The organism is Streptomyces phaeochromogenes (assembly GCF_001418655.1).
GTDB classification, from domain to species: Bacteria; Actinomycetota; Actinomycetes; order Streptomycetales; family Streptomycetaceae; genus Streptomyces; species Streptomyces phaeochromogenes.
Genome location: NZ_LIQZ01000308.1, coordinates 1 through 14,032, shown reverse-complemented (window position 1 = coordinate 14,032; position 14,032 = coordinate 1). Strand labels below are relative to the sequence as shown.

Here is a 14,032-nt window from a genome sequence, read left to right as displayed (position 1 = left end):
TCGGCGAGGCGGGCGCGTTCGCCGCGGGACCAGTCCTCGTCCGCGAACTCGGCGTAGGCGGGGCCCCGCCACCACCCGAGGGCCTCCTCCAGGGTGGCGAGGGCCTTCGGGGCGGGCAGGCCGGCCGCGCTCGCGAGGGCCGTCTCGAAGCGCCACGCGTCCACCGTGTCCGGCCCGGTCCGCAGCGCGTATCCGGGCCCGTCGGTGACCAGCAGCCGGGCCGGCGCCCGCGGCGGACGCTCCGGCTCCAGTACGCGGCGCAGCGCGCCCACGAACGTCTGGACGGCCCCCACGGCGCCGGGCGGCGGATCCACCCACAGGTCCTCGACCAACCGGGCGACGGGTACGACCCTGCGGCGGGCCACGATCAGCCGCGCCAGCACGGCCCGGTGCCGCGGCCCCTTCAGCGCGAGCGCGCCCCCACCGTCAACGGCAGCGACCGTAGGCCCCAGCACCCCGAACACAACCCGCACCATCCCGACCGCCAACCTCTCCCCCACCCCACTGCTGACCACACACTGATTCACCCCCACCAGACTCAAGACTCCAACACCCACCCACCAGGTCGCACGGGCTACTGAGGCACGCGAGCCACTAAGGGGCGCGAGGAACCGCGCACTCCAACCCAAACGAACCCGCACCCAACACACACGTCCGCCCTCACCCACCCAGGGGCGCGAGGAACCGCGCACTCACCCCCGACCCACCCGCACCCAACACACACCACCACCCACCAAGAGGCCCCCATGTCCCACACACCCCCATCAATCCCCGGCTTCGCCGAACACCGCATCCCCGTCACACCCGACATCACCCTCAACACCGCCATAGGCGGTACCGGCACCCCCGTAATCCTCCTGCACGGCTTCCCCCAGACCCACCTGATGTGGCGCCACGTGGCACCAGAACTCGCGAAGGACCACACCGTCATCTGCCCGGACCTCCGCGGCTACGGAGCGAGCGACAAACCGGCCGACCCCGACGGAACCGCGTACTCGAAGCGCACCATGGCCGCCGACGTGATCGCGCTGGCCAAAGCGCTGGGCCACGACAGGTTCGCGCTCGTCGGCCACGACCGCGGCGCCCTCGTGGCGATCCGGGCCGGTCTCGACCACCCGGACAAGGTCACCCACCTCGCCTCCCTGGACGTCCTGCCGACGCTCGACATGTGGGAGGTGATGCGCGGAACGTCGGCCGCGGTCGGCTTCCACCTCTACCTCATGGCCCAACCACCCGGCCTGCCCGAGCAGTTGATCGGCGCGAGCCCCGACGCCTTCTTCGGCCACTTCCTCGACGTCTGGACGCGCGACCCGGCGGCCCTGCCGCCGGAGATCCACGCCGCCTACCTGGCGGCGTCCCGCGCGGCCGTCCCCTCGATCGTCGCCGACTACCGCGCCTCCGCCGGCATCGACGTCACGCACGACCGGGCCGACCGCGAGGCGGACCGCCGGCTGCGGATGCCGGTGACGGTCCTCCAGCAGGACTGGGGCACCGCCCTCGGTTTCGACGCCGCCGCGCTGTGGTCCGCATGGGCACCCGACCTGCGTCATACGACCGTCTCCTGCGGCCACTTCATGGCGGAGGAGGCTCCCGACGAGGTGGTCAAGGCCGTACGGGATCTGCTGACCCGGTGAGATCCGGGCCGCCACGCAAGGGCCGCCGCCGTGGTGGTCACAGGGGCTGCCGACAGCGTGAAAGTTAGGTTAGCCTTCCCTAATGAAGCGAGCTCCCTCGGTCCCGAACCGTGTCTCCCGTCGACGGCTCCTCGCAGCAGGCGGCGCCCTCGCCCTCGGCCCCCTGCTCGCCGCCTGCGGTGACGGCACCGACGACGGCGAGACCGGCGACGAGTCCGCACGGTCGGCCGGGGACGCGGCGGGCGGCGGCGGCCCCTGGTCCTTCAAGGACGACCGCGGGCGGACCGTCAGGACCGACAGCGAGCCGAAGACACTCGTCGCCTTCGTGAGCACGGCCGCGGCGCTCCACGACTACGGCATCGAGTGCAAGGGCGTCTTCGGCCCCACCGAACCGATCGAAGGCAAGCCCAATCCCCAGGCCGGCGACCTGGACGTGTCGAAACTGACCAGCCTCGGCACGGCCTGGGGCCAGTTCAACGTCGAGAAGTACGCGGCCCTGCAGCCCGACCTGCTGATCAGCAACATGTTCCCGGCGCCCGACCTCTGGTACGTACCCGAGGAGAGCCGTAAGAAGATCGAGGCCCTCGCGCCCTCCGTCGGCATCAGCATCGCCCGGACCTCGCTCCTCAACCCCCTGCGCCGGACCGCCGAACTCGCCGAGTCCCTCGGTGCGGACCTGGGCGCCAAGAAGGTCACCGACGCGAAGGCCCGCTTCGACAGGGCGACCGGGACCCTGCGCGAGGCGGCCGGGGCGAGCGGCGGGCTGAAGGTCCTGGCGGTGGCGGGGCACGCCGACCAGCTGTACGTCGCCGTCCCCGACTCCTACTGCGATCTCAACCACTTCAAGGACCTGGGCGTCGAGTTCGTCGGCGGGGAGAAGCCCGACGAGTGGGGCTTCTGGGAGGCCCTCAGCTGGGAGAACGCCGACAAGTACCACGCGGATCTCATCATGGTCGACAACCGATCCACCGCCCTCCCGCCCAAGGAGCTGGCCGAGAAGCCCACTTGGCGGCAACTGCCCGCGGTCAAGGCGGGCCAGACCACGCCGTGGTCGATGGAGGAGCGGTTCAGCTACGCCGGTTTCGCCCCTGTGATCGAACAACTCGCGGCCGCGGTGAAGAAGTCGAAGCGGCTGGACACGTAAGGAGCAGCCGGTCATGGACAAGCGCACGCCCCGACTCGGCGACGTCCAGGAGACGTTGCTCATCCCCCTCTACGCCCGTGCGGTCGAGACGCGCAAACCGCGCGGCATGCTCAGGGATCCGCGGGCCGTGGAGATGGTCGACGCGCTGGACTACGACTTCTCCCGCTTCGACGGCGCGAAGAGCCTGCTCGGGGCGAACCTGCGCACACTGCTCTTCGACCTGTGGGTACGGGACTTCCTGGAGCGGCATCCCTCGGGCACGGTCGTGGAGATCGGCACGGGCCTCAACACCCGGTTCGAGCGGCTCGACAACGGCACGGTGCACTGGTTCGACCTCGACCTGCCCGATGTGATCGCCCTGCGGCGGGGCTTCTTCGAGGACACGGCCCGCCGGCGCATGATCGCCGCCTCGGTCACCGACCCGGGCTGGATGGAGGAGGTGCGGAGCAGCAGCCCCGGGCCGTACTTCCTGGCCGCCGAGGCGGTGTTGATCTATCTGGAGGAGGAGCTGGTCCGTTCGGTCTTCCGGCAGATCGCCGAGCGGCTGCCCGGGGCCCGCCTCGCCCTGGAGACCGCGGCGTCCCGCATGGTCGACACCCAGGACAGCCACGACGTACTCGCCAAGGTGGCCGCCCGGATGCGCTGGAGCTGCGACGACCCCGGCGCCCTCGAACACTGGCAGCCCGGCCTCAGCCTGACGGACTCCCGCACCCTGGCCCACCTGCCGGCCCCGGTGGCGCGCCGGCTCGCCTTCCACTACCGCGTCCTGCTCCGGGTCATGGCCACGATCCGCCGCCGGGACATCGAGGCGTACCGCTTCAACCTGTTCCGGTTCCCGGCGGAGTGACACCGCGGCGGCACGGGGAGGGCGGCGACCGCCCCGCCGCCCTCCCCGGCCTCGGCAGCGGTCAGGGATCGGGCACCGCGTCGACCCCGTCGTCCTTGCCGGGAGGGAAGGGCACCGCCTCGGTGGCGTTCGGGGTGGGTGACACCGACGGGACGTTCGCGGGCCTGACCGGTGTCTCCCGTTCCCAGCGCGCCGCCACGAACAGGAGGCCGGCCACCACGGCGGCCAGCATCAGCAGCGCCAGGACGGAGCGGCGGACGGGCCGTACGAAGGGTTGTGCGGCGGGTCGTACGGCGGGGAGCCGGAACCGGGCGTGCCGGGTCGGCGGGGCGGCGGGCCTCAGGTCGGGCAGGTCGACGGAGTCGGCCCGGGCCCGCAGGGCGTCGTGCAGCCGTTGTTCGAGGGGATCCGGGTGGAGGCCGGGACCGGGTTCCTGTTCGATCATCGGGGCGCCTCCGGGATCACGCCGGGCTTCATCTGGGGTCCTCCAGCTGTCGGCGCAGGGCGGCCAGTGCCCGGCTCGCGGTGGACTTGACCGCCCCGCGGGAGAGGCCGAGGGTATCGGCGATCTGGGCCTCGCTGAGGTGGGACCAGTAGCGCAGGACCAGCACTTCTCGCTGCCGCCGGGTCAGCCGGTGCAGGGCGGCGATCACTTCTCCGTGTTCCTCTCGCAGCAGCACGGGTTCTTCGGCCGACGGGGCGTGCCCCTGCCGTTCGGGTACGTGGGCCCGTACCGTGCGGCGGCGGCGCAGGACCGAGCGCGAGGTGTTGACCACGCTCGTGCGCAGATAGGCGTCGGGGTTGTCCAGGCCGACCAGCCGCTCGCCGTGGCGGCGGTAGAGCGCCGCGAAGACGTCCTGCACGACGTCCTCCGCCGTGGGCAGGTCGTCCACCAGGAGCAGGGCCAGCCGGACCAGGTCCAGACGGCGGTGGGAGTAGAGCTCGTCGATACCGGGCTCGTCGATACCGGGACTGGCGACACCGGGACTGGCGAGGCCGGTGCGGACGGCGGGTGAGCCCGGGAGCGACGGCGGCCGACCCGCCGGGATCTCCTCGCGCCGTTGCGAGACCCCGCGCACCAGGCGCCATGCCCGGTGCAGCGCGTCCGCCCAGGCACGAGCCGGGAAAGGCACGGGTCTGTACCCGCCCGCCGGCACACCGTCGGTGTGGGCCGGGGCGGCCAGGATCGTCGCTGCCTTCATGGATCTCCCGGAATCGATGGTCCTCGCACCCTCCGCTCCGAAGCACCGGAGGAACCCGGAGGGACGGTGGAGCCGCCGGGCAGGGACCCGGCAGCTCCACCTCGGCCCGGGCCGCCGACCGGCCAGGAGCCGGTCAGCGGCGCCGAACCGCCCGTTTCTCGTCCGTCACCGCTCGTCCATCACCGCTTGGCGGGAGCGAGTTCGAGCTCGACCTGGGCGTCCTTGGCACCGCGGGCCGGGGTGGAGTCGTACCCGCCGGGCACCGCCTCGACCGGGTCGTCGCCCGGGTCCGGCTCGGCGCACTCGTCACCGTCGCCGGGCAGCGCGTCGACAGGTCCCCCGTCGGTGAACTCGTAGTCGACCTGGGCGTCCTTGGCGCCGCGGGCCGGGGTGGCGTCGCTGCCGCCCGGCACCGCGTCGACCGGGTCCGGCTCCGCGCACTCGTCGGCGGCCCGCACCTGCTCGGTCGAGAGCTTGGGAGCGGGCGCGGAGTCGCTGTCGGCGTGGGCGGTGAACGCGCCTCCGAGGGCGAGCACGGCGGCGGCAGCGGTGGCCCCGAGCACAAGCCTCACTCGGGCCGGGCGGAGGCCGCTTCGGAAGGTCTGACCTGCAGACATGTGGTTCCTCGAATCGTCGGTGGTGACCGGTCTGTCGCGGCGACCGCCACGGGTGGTCTCCTGTGGCGAAGGCCTTGGCTCGGAGGCGCCTCCACCCGGACAGACGTTCCGACGGCACGGAGGTTGCAGGTCGGACGAACCTTTTCAGCGCACCTGATCCCGACGACAACTCGGAGACCGACGCCGAGCCGCAGCGATACGGCTCAGTGGCCCGTCTCAGCGGTCCGTCTCAGCGGCCCGGTTCGGGGCGCTGCCGTGCTCTCCCGGGGCGGATCCGCGCGGCCAGGACCGCCACGTCGTCCTGGGCGCGGTGGGCGTCGAGGCGGTCGAGGACCTGTTCCAGGAAAGGTTCGATGTCGGCGTCCGGGCGCAGCCGCAGGGCGGCCAGCCGGGCCAGGGAGGCGTCGATGTCCTCCTCGCGCCGCTCGACCAGACCGTCCGTGAACATCAACAGGGTCTCGTCCGGGGCGAGTTCATGGGTGCCGAGCTCGTAGCCGCCGACGCCGGTGCCGAGCGGAGGTCCCACGGGCACGTCGATCAGGGTTCCGGTGCCGTCGCCCGCGAACACGGCCGGAGGCAGATGGCCCGCGCTGGCGAGCGCGACCGTCCCGCGGGCCGGGTCGATACGGGCGAGCAGACAGGTGGCGGGCCGGCGCGTGCCGTCCTCGGAGACCGCGGCGTCGAGCTGGCGCAGCACGCGGTGCGGGGGCAGATCGGCGGAGGCGACGTACCGGAGCATCGAGCGGTACGCGTTCATGTCGACCGCGGCGTCCAGGCCGTGCCCCATGACGTCGCCCATGACCAGCAGGGTGCGGCCGTAGTTCAGCCGTACGGTCTCGAACCAGTCGCCGCCGACGAGGGTGCCGCCGCCGACGGGCAGATAGCGGGTGGCGAGGTCGAGGTTCGGATGCGGGCGGCCGGGCTCGGCGAGAAGGGCGCGCTGGAGCTTCATCGCGGTGCTGTGGACGGCGGTGTGGCGGCGGGCGTGGCCGATGTGGACGGCAGCGAGGCGGGCCGCGTAGTGCATCGCGGCGGTCTCGTGGTCGGCGAAGGGGCGGCCGGTGCGGACCGCGAGCAGCACCCCGTACAGGCGGCCGTGCGCGAGCATCGGCACCGAGATCGAGCGGCGGGGCACACCGCCCGACACATCGTCCGTCGTGGTGATCGGGTGCCCCTCGTCCAGGGCCCGTACGGTCAGGGACGGCTCCCCGTCGTGGGTCTCCAGCAGCTCCCGCGGCCCCACCGTGGCGGCCCGGGTCAGCGCCGGATCGCTCGCGGGCCGCGTCGCCGGCACGTCCTCGCCCAGCAGGTCCACGGCGACGGCCTCACAGCCGTGCCGCCCCAGGAACTCGACCAGTTCGGCGCAGGTGGTCCGCTCGTCGAGGGTGGTCCCGATCGACTCGACGGCCTCCTCGACCATCCCGACCGGGGCCGGCACCCCCTCACCAGGCCGCTCCACCAACCCACCTCCGCCGCGCTGTACCCGTACGCCGGTACGCCCGTCGACGCACCCAGGCAGCCATACCACCAGCTTTCTGGACGAGTCGGCCGCTGGCGCGCGGCGGCGGGGCACACCGGGAAGGTGTGCCGGTGCCTGCCCGGCGGCGCTACTGCTCGTCCCCGAGCGGGAACGAGTGGTGCTCGTGCGCCACGGTCCAGCGGCCGTTCTCCTTGCGCAGGCCGAGGGTGAGGCGCAGGCGGGTGCCGGGCGCGGCGGCCAGGTCCTCCGGGGTGCCGCAACGCAGCAGGGCGTGGGCGAAGGCGACGTCCGCGCCCGCGGTGACGTCCAGGGAGACGATGTCGAAGCAGGCACCCTTGGCCTGCCACTCGAAGAACGGCGGCCAGGTCGCGCGGTACGCGTCCAGGCCACGGACGCCGTCCTGCGGGGGCGGTACGTCGAACATCACGATGTCCTCGGCATGGCCGGCCAGGACCGTGTCCAGGTCACCGGCGTGCACCGCCGCGGCCCACCGCTCGATCAGCTCCCGGATCAGCTCTTGGTCGTCCTTCATGACGGCCTTCTTCTCCGCGGACTGCTTCTCCGCGGACTCTTTCTCCGCGGACTCTTTCTCCGCGGACTCTTTCTCTGCGGACTCTTTCTCTGAGGCCCGCCGCTCCGCGGGCGCCCTCTCCGGTGTGGACCGTCCCGTGCCCGGAAACTCATCGCACCCGGCCCGTTCGGCCGCAGTCCAAGGTCATCGGGTGACCGGGCGTGCGGGGGGAGTAGTCGCAAGTGGCTGGGGGTGGTCCTCCAGGTGAAGCGTGCGCGAGGATGGGGTTATGACCGCGGCCCATCGCGCCATGGCTCTCCTGGAGACCTGGCCGAACCTGGTAAGTGGCCCGCCCCGGTGCGCCGTTGGGCATGCCTTCGCTACGGCGGGACACGAGATCGTCCACTTCCACTCCGACGACTCCGCCGACCTCTACCTCACCCGCACGGCCGTCGAGCGCCTGCTCCCCCAACTCGGGCACGCCAGCGCGATCAGGGTCCGCCCCGGCGCCTCCTGGATCACCGTGCTCCTCGACTGCGACGCCGACGTCCAGCTCCTGCTGGGCCTCGTGAGCGTCGCGCTGAAGGAGCACGGCGCGGTCACGCCCCGCCGTCCGTCACCACCGTGCGACTGGGAGCGGCCACCGGTGGTCCCCGGACCACGCCCGGGAGCGGCCCGGCGCATGGTGGACCGCCTCATGCCGCACGCCCACTGACCGGCCCGGTCACCAACCGACACAGTCTCCAAGGCCCTTACTCAGCCGGTGCCAAGGCCCTTACTCGGCCGGCTGTTCCGTCGGTGTGCGCAGACCCGCCGTCCACTTCTCCTCGATGCGGCCGACCCGCCACACCACCAGCGCGAGCGCCCAGGTGGCGACGAAGAGCCCCACGATCACGAACCCGACGACGTTCAGGTCGATTCCGGCCACCCGGTCCCAGAACGCGCCGTGCAGGGAGAACCGTTCGGCGAGCAGTCCCAGGAGTTCCACGGTCCCGATGAGGAGCGCGACCGCGACCGACAGACCCGTGACGGTGAGGTTGTAGTAGACCTTCCGTACGGGCTTGGAGAACGCCCAGCCGTACGCGAAGTTCATGAACGACCCGTCGATCGTGTCCAGCAGCGACATGCCCGCCGCGAACAGCACGGGCAGGCACAGGATCGCGTACCACGGCAGTCCGGAGGCGGCCCCGGATCCGGCGAGGACCAGCAGCGCGACCTCCGTGGCGGTGTCGAAGCCGAGCCCGAACAGCAGCCCCAGCGGGTACATCTGCCACGGCCTGGTGATCGACTTCATGACACGGCCCAGCAGCCGGTTCAGGAAACCGCGGTTGTTCAGCTGGTCCTCCAGCGCCGCCTCGTCGAAGTGCCCGTGCCGCATCTGCCGGAAGACCTTCCAGATCCCGGCGAGGACGACGAGGTTGACCGCGGCGATGACGTACAGGAAGACCCCGGAGACCGTCGTGCCGATGAGCCCCGTGACGCTGTGCAGGGTGGAGCCGTCGTCCCGCACCGGCCCGGCGACCGCCTTCACGCCGAGCGACAGCAGGAACGCGAGCGCGAACACGACGCTGGAGTGCCCGAGCGAGAACCAGAACCCGACCGACAGCGGGCGCTGCCCCTCGGCCATCAGTTTGCGGGTGGTGTTGTCGATGGCGGCGATGTGGTCCGCGTCGAATGCGTGCCGCATGCCCAGCGTGTACGCGGTGACGCCGATGCCGATGCCGAAGGACTTCGTGCCGACGCTGTAGTGCTCGGGCGCCACGATCGCGACGAGCGTGAACCAGCCGATGACGTGCAGCGCCACGATGAACGCGGCCATCCCGCCGACCCGGACCCACTCCTCCCGGTTCAGGGAGGCACGCCAGGAGGAGAGGGTGGTCATGGGGGTTCGCCTTGCCTTACGTCCGGTGGAGCTGCCTCCCCACCCTCACCGCGGGGCCACCGCACCTGCAACTAATGCGCAGTAAAGGACAGGCCAGGTCTTCGTCAGGTCCGGGTGCCTCAGGGTGCCGTGCCGCCGCGCACGGGCTGGGTCACGGGCGGGTTCACGGTCGGGGTCGCCTCCAAGGCGCCCGCCCCGGTCGGTGTCGGCTCCATGACTCCCGTACCTGTACCCGTGCCTCCGGACGTCTCCTCCGGGGCCGCCCCCACCACCTCCACCACCGATCCCGGCTTCAGCGCCTCGTACAGCCACATCGCGTCGGCGCGCCGCAGGCCGATCACCCCGCCGGTGCGGTCGTAGTTGCCGGGCGCCTTCTCGTCCCAGGTGAGGGCGAGGAGGTAGTTCGTACGGTCGTCGGGGGCGCGCAGCCTCATCACCCAGGTCGCCTTGACGTCGTACCCGTTCCAGCCGGCCGAGTCGCCGGGCACCGTCGCCGCCTGGTACTTGGCGGTCACGGTCATCAGGCCGGTCGGTGTCGGTGTCTTGAGCGACCCGGAGGAGATGGGCAGGGTCCGCCCCTCGACGGACATCTCACGCCGGCCGAGATCGACGGTGGCGGCGACGGCCGCCGGACTGGCCTGGGCGGGGGCCTCCGCGGTGGCCGGCGGGGTGGGCGCGGTGTAGCTCGCGGCGGGCGGGGTCGCCCCTGCGTCCCGCCCGCCCGTGAGGGCCACGGTCAGGACAAGCGCGAGGGCACCCGCGGCCGTTGCCCCGGCCGCGGCGAACGAGGCCTGCCGCCGGCGCCGGCGACGCCCCGCGCGACGCCGGATCTCCGTGCCGGGAACCGGTACGGGCGTCTCGTGGTCGTGGGCCAACTCACGCAGCGCGGTGGCCAGTTCGGTGCCACCGGAACCGGAACCGGAGTCGTGGCCGAAGCCGGAGTCGGGACCGAAGTCAGGGCCGAATTCGGAGCCGGAGCCGGAGCCTGGGCCGAAGTCGAGGCCGTCGAATCCGTGCGTGGTGCCGGGCGTGAGCTCATCGGACACGGTCGTCCTCCCTCTCACCCAGTTCGTCGGCCTCGCCGAGCCGCCGCGCCAGCGCCGCCCGGCCACGGGACAGCCGGGCCTTGACCGTCCCCACGGGCGCACCGGTCTCGGAGGCTACCTGCTCGACACTCAAGTCGCACAGATGGTGCAGAACGACAGCCATGCGCTGCGCTTCCGGCAGTTCCTTCAACGCCCCCACGAGCACGGCCCGTTCGGGCCCGGGGCCGGGTGTGTGCTCGGGCGGCGGATTGCGGCGCACCAGTTCCAGCCAGCGGCGCGCCCGCCGCCACCGGCTCACCGCGAGCCGCATCGCGACCGTACGGACCCACGCCTCGGGCGCCCCGTCGGCGAGGAACTCCCGCCGCCGGTCCCAGGCGCGCACGAACGCCTCCTGGACGACGTCCTGCGCCTCGCCGTGGTCCCCGGTGAAGGCGTAGAGCTGCCCGGTCAGCCGGGGGAACGCCGCGGCGTAGAACCCGTCGAACTCCTCCTCGGTCATACCCCCCGCCCCGCCCCCTGCCGTTTCCGTGGCCGCTGTCGTCGCAGTTGTCGTCGCAGCTATCGCAGTTGTCCTCGCCGTTGTCCTCGCCGCTGTCTTCGGATTCCTGTGCAACCCGGCTGCCTCCCCGATGCGTACAGGTCCCGTACGTCACAGACGTCTCAGAAGGCACGGAGGTTACGGACGCCGCGTACATCGAAGCACAAGCACCACGCAGGGCTGAGCCGGAGGGAGTGGCGCGCGGACAGCGCGCTCGACTGACCATGGACGACGAATTCACCGCCCGTGCCGGGGAGTACTGGCCCCGGCTGACGCGTACGGCCCTGCTGCTCACGGGGGACTCCGCCGACGCGGAGAGACTCGCGAGAGCGGCGCTCGCGGAGGTGTACGCGCGGCGGAGAACTCCCCGCGACGACGCGGAGTTCTACGTCCGTCGGGCTCTGGTACGGGGCTTTCTGCGCAGCCGGACACGGCCGTTCATCGGCTCCCGGCGCGCCCCGGAGCCGTACGCGTCCGGTCAACTCGACCCGCTCACCGAGGTGTTGGCGGCTCTCCCGCCCCGCCGCCGGGCCGTCGCCGTCCTGCACCACTGGGACGGTCTGAGCCATCGCGAGATCGCCGCGCTGCTCAACTCCTCGCGGGGCGCGGTCAAGGCGCACGGCCGCCGGGCGCTGAAGGCCCTGCGCGCCCACCCGGCGTACGGCGAGCCGTCGCGCACCGGGCGCCGGTCCGTGCCCGGCCCCGCCCCGGTCCCCGGCATCCCGGCCGCCGTCATCCCGGCCGTCGAGGAGGCGGGCCGCACCCGTCGGCGGAGCCGCCGCCGTACGACGGCCGTACTCACCACCGTCTGCGCCCTGCTGCTCGCGCCGCTGGTCCTGGGGGCCGTGCGCGGCACGGGCTCCGGCGGCGACGGCGGGGACACAACTCCCGTCGCCAGGACGGCGGTTCGGGTCGTGACCGCCGGTGAGCGGGTCTCCGCCGCGCCCGGTGCCGAGGTCTGGCTCACCAAGGAGGGCAAGCACTGGTCGACACCGAAGGGACCGAACCAGTTCCGGCCGGCCGGCAAGGGGTCGAAGGGATCGGGCGCCGCCATCACCCTGGAGTCGGAACCCGCCTCGGGGACACGCCTCTTCCACTCCGGCGTCCTTCAGGGCTCCCGCGAAGCGTCCCGCGTCGAACTCACCACCCCCGACGGCACGTTCACGGCCAGGGTCCTCACCCTGGCGGGCAGCCCGGGCTGGTCCGTCTGGTACGCCGAGACCCGACTCCAGGACGGCAAGGGCCAGTTGAGCGGGATCACCGTGAAGGCGTACGACTCCGCCGGCAAGCTCCTCGCACAGACGGGCACCTCCTCATGAGCACCCGCCGCCGCGCCCCGCGGCCCCGCCTCCACACCCTGCGGACCTACCTCCGTACCCTGCGGACCTATCTCCGCCGCACCCGCACCCGCCGTCTGCGGCGCGTCCTGGCCGCCCTCGTCGTCCTGTTCCTCACGGCCTGCACCGGGCTCGTCGTCGCGTACCGCATGACCGGGATCCCCGACCCGCACCCGGAGACGGTCAGCCAGAGCACGGTCTTCGTGGACGCCGAGGGCGAGTACCTGGGCCGGCGCGGGCCGGTCGACCGCCAGGACATCTCCCTCAAGCAGGTGCCCCGGCACGTCCAGGACGCCGTGATCGCCGCGGAGAACCGCTCCTTCCGTACGGACTCGGGAGTCGCCCCGACCGCGATCCTGCGGGCGGCGATCGCGACCGTGACGGGCGGCGAGCGGCAGGGCGGCTCCACGATCACGCAGCAGTACGTGAAGAACGCCCTGCTGACCCCGGAGCAGTCGCTGAGCCGCAAGGCGCGCGAGGCGCTGATCGCCGTGAAGCTCGACCGCACGCGGACCAAGGACGACATCCTGGAGGGCTACCTCAACACAGTGTACTTCGGCCGCGGCGCGGCCGGTGTCGAATCGGCCGCGCGGAACTACTTCGGCGTGGGCGCAAAGGAGTTGACGATCTCTCAGGGCGCGGCGCTGGCGGCGATCCTCAACCTCCCCTCGTACTACGAGGGGGCCGGCGCCGACGCGAAGGTGACCGGGACGCTGGAGCGCCGCTGGGCCTGGGTGCTGGACGCCATGGCGGACTCGGGCGCGATCAGCGAGCGAGAGCGGACGGCGGCCCGCTTCCCGGCGTTCCGCTTCTATCCGCCGGGCGACACGGACGGCGGGCGTCAGTACCTGATCGACGCGGCGTCCGCCGAGGCCGCAGACCGGCTCGGCATCACCGAGGACCAGCTGGCGCGCGGCGGCTACAAGGTGCACACCACCTTCGACCTCGGCCTCCAGGACGAGACGGCGGAGCTGATCCGCGACCGTACGCCCGCGGACGCGAAGGGGGCGCGGCTGCACACCGCGGTCGTCGCGACCGTGCCCGGCGACGGCGCGGTCCGCGTGCTGTACGGCGGCGCGGACTACGCGCACCAGCCGTTCAACGACGCCGTCGACGGGGCGGTCGAGGCGGGCACGGCCACCGAACCGTTCACGTTCGCCGGCATCCGGCTGGGCGAGCCGCTGACCGACCTGCCGAAGGAGGCGGCTCCGACGCCGATGCGCCTGAACTCCGCGTACGCGACCGTGGCGGCCGGGGGCACGTACGCGAAGCCGTACACGGTCACGAAGATCACCCGCGGGGGCCGTACGGTGCACACCGCGCGCCCGGAGACGCGTACCGCGATGGGCGAGAAGGAAACCATGGTGGTCACCGAGCTGATGCACGGTTCGCTCGGTCCGGACGCTCCGTACGCTTCGGGCACCGCGGTCAAGCCGGTCGCGACGGGGGTCGGCGCCGCGTTCCTGCCGGTCACCAGCCATGCGGCGGGCGCGGGCAGCGGGCCGGGGGCGCGGACGGTGTGGCAGAGCGTGTACTCGTCGCGGCTCGCCCTCACCGTCGCCCTGTTCGCCGAACGCGGCGGCAAGCCGGCCCGGGTCGCGGGGCTGACCGGCGAGTACCCGCCCGCCGAACACGCGGCGCTGCAGGCGGGCGAGGTGTGGCGGCTGGCGGGTTCCCCCGGGGAGGAGGGACCTGCGGAGGAGGCCTTGCCGCGGGACAAGGGCAGAAGCGAGCGGGGGCTGGAGCCGACGCCGGGGCCGTAGCGGGGGCTGGAGCCGGGGCCGGGACTGGGAC

The 14,032-nt window shown here is 72.6% G+C and carries 15 protein-coding genes; 6 read left to right on the top strand and 9 right to left on the bottom strand.

Annotated features, from left to right (window positions below; translation table 11 throughout):
• Positions 1-476: AfsR/SARP family transcriptional regulator (locus tag AOK17_RS34535; RefSeq protein ID WP_245697560.1), on the bottom strand; the 476-nt coding region annotated here is incomplete at its 3' end.
• Between the two features lie 270 nt (positions 477-746).
• Between AOK17_RS34535 and AOK17_RS34530 the strand changes: the two genes are divergently transcribed.
• The 3 genes from AOK17_RS34530 (at position 747) to AOK17_RS34520 (ending at position 3,625) form a co-directional block, all read left to right on the top strand.
• Complete coding sequence (locus AOK17_RS34530) at positions 747-1,634, top strand: alpha/beta fold hydrolase (protein ID WP_055616533.1); 888 nt, start codon at positions 747-749, stop codon at positions 1,632-1,634.
• 82 nt (positions 1,635-1,716) lie between these two features.
• Positions 1,717-2,778 carry an ABC transporter substrate-binding protein gene (locus tag AOK17_RS34525; RefSeq protein WP_055616532.1) on the top strand — a complete coding sequence of 354 codons (1,062 nt, stop codon included), beginning with the start codon at positions 1,717-1,719 and terminating at the stop codon, positions 2,776-2,778.
• A 13-nt stretch (positions 2,779-2,791) separates the two neighbouring features.
• Positions 2,792-3,625 carry a class I SAM-dependent methyltransferase gene (locus AOK17_RS34520; protein ID WP_055616531.1) on the top strand — a complete coding sequence of 278 codons (834 nt, stop codon included), beginning with the start codon at positions 2,792-2,794 and terminating at the stop codon, positions 3,623-3,625.
• Positions 3,626-3,686: 61 nt separating this feature from the next.
• Here the strand turns inward: AOK17_RS34520 and AOK17_RS34515 are convergent, their stop codons facing one another.
• From AOK17_RS34515 to AOK17_RS34495, 5 genes are all read right to left on the bottom strand, one after another.
• Complete coding sequence (locus tag AOK17_RS34515; RefSeq protein WP_055616530.1) at positions 3,687-4,070, bottom strand: hypothetical protein; 384 nt, start codon at positions 4,068-4,070, stop codon at positions 3,687-3,689.
• A 28-nt stretch (positions 4,071-4,098) separates the two neighbouring features.
• Complete coding sequence (locus AOK17_RS34510) at positions 4,099-4,827, bottom strand: SigE family RNA polymerase sigma factor (protein ID WP_055616529.1); 729 nt, start codon at positions 4,825-4,827, stop codon at positions 4,099-4,101.
• Between the two features lie 179 nt (positions 4,828-5,006).
• Positions 5,007-5,444: a hypothetical protein gene (locus AOK17_RS34505; RefSeq protein ID WP_157881453.1), complete on the bottom strand. Its 438-nt coding sequence runs from the start codon at positions 5,442-5,444 to the stop codon at positions 5,007-5,009.
• A 229-nt stretch (positions 5,445-5,673) separates the two neighbouring features.
• On the bottom strand, positions 5,674-6,864 hold the full coding sequence (locus AOK17_RS34500) for a PP2C family protein-serine/threonine phosphatase (RefSeq protein ID WP_079053442.1): 1,191 nt from the start codon (positions 6,862-6,864) through the stop codon (positions 5,674-5,676).
• Positions 6,865-7,051: 187 nt separating this feature from the next.
• Complete coding sequence (locus tag AOK17_RS34495; protein WP_055616526.1) at positions 7,052-7,456, bottom strand: YybH family protein; 405 nt, start codon at positions 7,454-7,456, stop codon at positions 7,052-7,054.
• A 268-nt stretch (positions 7,457-7,724) separates the two neighbouring features.
• Between AOK17_RS34495 and AOK17_RS34490 the strand changes: the two genes are divergently transcribed.
• Positions 7,725-8,150, top strand: coding sequence for a luciferase domain-containing protein (locus AOK17_RS34490; protein ID WP_055616525.1), 426 nt, complete (start codon positions 7,725-7,727; stop codon positions 8,148-8,150).
• Between the two features lie 60 nt (positions 8,151-8,210).
• On the opposite strand, the gene nicT is transcribed toward AOK17_RS34490, so the two are convergent.
• The 3 genes from nicT to AOK17_RS34475 form a co-directional block, all read right to left on the bottom strand.
• On the bottom strand, positions 8,211-9,317 hold the full coding sequence (nicT, locus tag AOK17_RS34485; protein ID WP_206190884.1) for a Nickel transporter NicT: 1,107 nt from the start codon (positions 9,315-9,317) through the stop codon (positions 8,211-8,213).
• Between the two features lie 119 nt (positions 9,318-9,436).
• On the bottom strand, positions 9,437-10,363 hold the full coding sequence (locus tag AOK17_RS34480; protein ID WP_055616524.1) for a L,D-transpeptidase: 927 nt from the start codon (positions 10,361-10,363) through the stop codon (positions 9,437-9,439).
• Positions 10,353-10,862: a SigE family RNA polymerase sigma factor gene (locus AOK17_RS34475; RefSeq protein ID WP_055616523.1), complete on the bottom strand. Its 510-nt coding sequence runs from the start codon at positions 10,860-10,862 to the stop codon at positions 10,353-10,355. Before AOK17_RS34475 ends, AOK17_RS34480 begins: the two co-directional genes overlap by 11 nt.
• A 263-nt stretch (positions 10,863-11,125) precedes the next feature.
• Between AOK17_RS34475 and AOK17_RS34470 the strand changes: the two genes are divergently transcribed.
• Together AOK17_RS34470 and AOK17_RS34465 are read left to right on the top strand one after the other, a co-directional pair.
• The gene (locus tag AOK17_RS34470; RefSeq protein WP_055616522.1) at positions 11,126-12,220 is read left to right on the top strand and encodes a sigma factor-like helix-turn-helix DNA-binding protein; all 1,095 of its coding nucleotides are present in this window, start codon (positions 11,126-11,128) and stop codon (positions 12,218-12,220) included.
• The gene (locus tag AOK17_RS34465; RefSeq protein ID WP_063997337.1) at positions 12,217-14,001 is read left to right on the top strand and encodes a transglycosylase domain-containing protein; all 1,785 of its coding nucleotides are present in this window, start codon (positions 12,217-12,219) and stop codon (positions 13,999-14,001) included. Before AOK17_RS34470 ends, AOK17_RS34465 begins: the two co-directional genes overlap by 4 nt.
• Positions 14,002-14,032: the final 31 nt, after the last annotated feature.

What these genes read in the sequence shown, in the direction of transcription:
- AOK17_RS34530 (WP_055616533.1), top strand. Translation starts at nt 747, where the DNA reads ATGTCCCACACACCCCCATCAATCCCCGGCTTCGCCGAACACCGCATC.
- AOK17_RS34525 (WP_055616532.1), top strand. Translation starts at nt 1,717, where the DNA reads ATGAAGCGAGCTCCCTCGGTCCCGAACCGTGTCTCCCGTCGACGGCTC.
- AOK17_RS34520 (WP_055616531.1), top strand. Translation starts at nt 2,792, where the DNA reads ATGGACAAGCGCACGCCCCGACTCGGCGACGTCCAGGAGACGTTGCTC.
- AOK17_RS34515 (WP_055616530.1), bottom strand. Translation starts at nt 4,070, where the DNA reads ATGATCGAACAGGAACCCGGTCCCGGCCTCCACCCGGATCCCCTCGAA.
- AOK17_RS34510 (WP_055616529.1), bottom strand. Translation starts at nt 4,827, where the DNA reads ATGAAGGCAGCGACGATCCTGGCCGCCCCGGCCCACACCGACGGTGTG.
- AOK17_RS34505 (WP_157881453.1), bottom strand. Translation starts at nt 5,444, where the DNA reads ATGTCTGCAGGTCAGACCTTCCGAAGCGGCCTCCGCCCGGCCCGAGTG.
- AOK17_RS34500 (WP_079053442.1), bottom strand. Translation starts at nt 6,864, where the DNA reads ATGGTCGAGGAGGCCGTCGAGTCGATCGGGACCACCCTCGACGAGCGG.
- AOK17_RS34495 (WP_055616526.1), bottom strand. Translation starts at nt 7,456, where the DNA reads ATGAAGGACGACCAAGAGCTGATCCGGGAGCTGATCGAGCGGTGGGCC.
- AOK17_RS34490 (WP_055616525.1), top strand. Translation starts at nt 7,725, where the DNA reads ATGACCGCGGCCCATCGCGCCATGGCTCTCCTGGAGACCTGGCCGAAC.
- nicT (WP_206190884.1), bottom strand. Translation starts at nt 9,317, where the DNA reads ATGACCACCCTCTCCTCCTGGCGTGCCTCCCTGAACCGGGAGGAGTGG.
- AOK17_RS34475 (WP_055616523.1), bottom strand. Translation starts at nt 10,862, where the DNA reads ATGACCGAGGAGGAGTTCGACGGGTTCTACGCCGCGGCGTTCCCCCGG.
- AOK17_RS34470 (WP_055616522.1), top strand. Translation starts at nt 11,126, where the DNA reads ATGGACGACGAATTCACCGCCCGTGCCGGGGAGTACTGGCCCCGGCTG.
- AOK17_RS34465 (WP_063997337.1), top strand. Translation starts at nt 12,217, where the DNA reads ATGAGCACCCGCCGCCGCGCCCCGCGGCCCCGCCTCCACACCCTGCGG.